Origin of the sequence: Gluconacetobacter sp. (genome assembly GCF_047721585.1) — a bacterium.
Classification (GTDB): Bacteria; Pseudomonadota; Alphaproteobacteria; order Acetobacterales; family Acetobacteraceae; genus Gluconacetobacter; species Gluconacetobacter dulcium.
The window spans coordinates 1-2,374 of the sequence record NZ_JBDNXE010000244.1 but is presented as its reverse complement, the minus strand read 5'-3'; the positions used below and the strand labels follow the sequence as shown (position 1 = coordinate 2,374).

Genomic DNA, 2,374 nt, shown 5'->3' with positions numbered 1-2,374 from the left:
GGCCGGCCCCGCCCAGGAGGCCGCCGCCGAACCGGCCGGGGCCGCCGTGCCCGTCGAGTCCCTTCATCCGGGGCGGGGGCGCAAGGCGGCGGGGTCGCGCGTCGACCTGCTGAAGGCGCGTCGGCAGATGGTGGCGCGGCGCCGGTCCCGGCAGGAGACGTGAGCAGGCCCGCGCCTACTCCCATGCGCCGGGCCATGGGATGATGTCTTGAGATATCTGTTCGTTCATCAGAATTTTCCCGGACAGTTCCTGCATCTGCTGCGGCATCTGGGCCAGGACCCGGCGAACGAGATCGTCTTCATCAGCGAACCGAACGACAATCAGGTTCCCGGCGTGCGGCGCGTGGCCTACCGCCTGCCGCGCGGCGGGCTGGACGGCGTGCATCCGGGGGCGCGGGAGTTCGACCTCGGGCTCCTGCGGGCGGAATGCGTGGCGCGCGCGGCACTCAGCCTGCGCGAACTGGGCTATCGCCCGGACATCGTGATCGGCCATCACGGCTGGGGAGAGTTGCTTAATCTGGGCGACGTGTTCCCCGGCGTGCCGGTGCTTGGCTATTTTGAGTTCTTCTATCACGCCGAGGCGCTGGATGTGGGGTTCGACCCGGAATTTCCGTCGCCCGAGAGCCTCCGGCCGGTCATCCGGGCGAAGAATGCGGTCAATCTCCAGGCGCTGGCGCTGGGGGGGCACGGCCATACCCCGACCCGCTTCCAGTGGATGACCTATCCCGACTGGGCACGGCAGCGGATCGCCCTGCTGCCCGAGGGCGTCGATCTGGCCGCCTGCTCGCCCGACCCGTCGGCGTTCGAGCGGCCGCTGGCTGTCGCCGGCACGGTCATCGCGCCGCGGGACCGGCTGATCACCTACGTGGCCCGCGATCTGGAGCCCTATCGCGGCTTTCATGTCTTCATGCGCGCGCTGCCGCGCATTCTGGCGGCGCGGCCGGACGCGCGGGTGGTGCTGGTGGGCGGGGATGGCGTCAGCTACGGGGCCAAATTGCCGCAGGGGGCGTGGCGGGCGCGCATGATGGCCGAACTGGCGGGACGGATCGACCCCGACCGGGTCCATTTCGCGGGACGGGTCGATTACGACCTATTCCGCGCGCTGCTGCGCCGGTCCGACGCGCATGTCTATCTCACCTACCCGTTCGTCGCGTCCTGGTCCCTGCGCGAGGCGATGGCGATGGGCTGTGCGATCGTGGGCAGCGACACGATGCCGGTGCGCGAATTCCTGACCGACCGGCGTACCGGACGGCTGGTGCCGTTCCTGGACCCCGACGGAATCGCCGAGGGCGTGCTGGAGGTGCTGGACGATACCCGCCTGTCCACCCGGCTGCGCCGGGCCGTGCGGCGGCAGGCCGAACGCACGCTGGACATGGCGGATTACATGACGCGCTACCGGGACCTGATCGACCGGGTGGCGCGCCAGGGCGCCTGAATCCCCCTCCCGCTGCCCTGGGGCGGCAGGAAGGGGGCGGCGATCAGGCTTTCTGGGCGGCGGCGAGCGCGGCCTTGATGATCTCGCCGGCTTCCTCGCGGCCGGCCCAGCCGGTCACCTTCACCCACTTGCCCTTCTCCAGGTCCTTGTAGCGGGTAAAGAAATGCTCGATCGCCTGGAGGGTGATCTCGGGCAGGTCTTCCAGCTTCTCGACCTTCGCGTATTGCGGATGCACCTTGTCGTGCGGCACGCAGATGATCTTCTCGTCCTGGCCGCTTTCGTCTTCCATGCGCAGCATGCCGATCGGGCGGGCGCGGATCACGGCGCCGGGCACCACGGGGGCCGGGATCAGCACCAGCGCGTCGGCCGGGTCGCCGTCGTCGGCCAGCGTGCCGGGAATGAAGCCGTAGGCGGCCGGATAGGCCATCGGCGTGAACAGGATCCGGTCGACGACGACGGCGCCGCTGTCCTTGTCGACTTCATACTTCACCGACGACCCCTGCGGGATCTCGATGACGACGTTGATATCGAACGGCACGTCCTTGCCGGGCGAGATTTTCGAGACATCCATGGCGGCGCTCCATACTCTTGGAAACAGGGAGAGAAGACCGCCGAACCTATCGACGCCGCCCGCCCTTGCCAAGCGCCGTTTGGGGCGGGAATCGCCCGCGCGGGGCACGCCGCATCTTGCCAAACGGCCCCACATGCGCGAAGTGAGGACCGGCCTGCGCGCCCGTAGCTCAATTGGTTAGAGCGGGCCGCTCATAACGGCTTGGTTGCGGGTTCAAGTCCTGCCGGGCGCAGGCTGCAAAACCGGGCCGCGCCTCCCGTCTGGGGAACGCCGGTCGTTCGGTTTCTTTTCACTCTGGATCATCGGGAGCCTTCGTCATGGCCGCCACGCAATATGTCTATGTGATGAAGGACCTGACCAAGGCGTAT

General features: G+C 68.4%; 2 protein-coding genes and 1 tRNA gene. 2 read left to right on the top strand and 1 reads right to left on the bottom strand.

Annotated features, from left to right (window positions below):
• Nucleotides 1-208 precede the first annotated feature (208 nt).
• Nucleotides 209-1,435: a glycosyltransferase family 4 protein gene (locus ABF821_RS20825; protein WP_182973146.1), complete on the top strand. Its 1,227-nt coding sequence runs from the start codon at nt 209-211 to the stop codon at nt 1,433-1,435.
• 43 nt (nt 1,436-1,478) lie between these two features.
• Here the strand turns inward: ABF821_RS20825 and ppa are convergent, their stop codons facing one another.
• Nucleotides 1,479-2,006 (bottom strand): inorganic diphosphatase, encoded by a 528-nt coding sequence (ppa, locus tag ABF821_RS20820; protein ID WP_114725494.1) that lies wholly within the window; start codon nt 2,004-2,006, stop codon nt 1,479-1,481.
• A gap of 158 nt (nt 2,007-2,164) precedes the next feature.
• Here ppa and ABF821_RS20815 point away from each other — a divergent pair.
• A tRNA-Ile gene (locus tag ABF821_RS20815) sits at nt 2,165-2,238 on the top strand.
• Nucleotides 2,239-2,374: the final 136 nt, after the last annotated feature.

What these genes read in the sequence shown, in the direction of transcription:
- ppa (WP_114725494.1), bottom strand. Translation starts at nt 2,006, where the DNA reads ATGGATGTCTCGAAAATCTCGCCCGGCAAGGACGTGCCGTTCGATATC.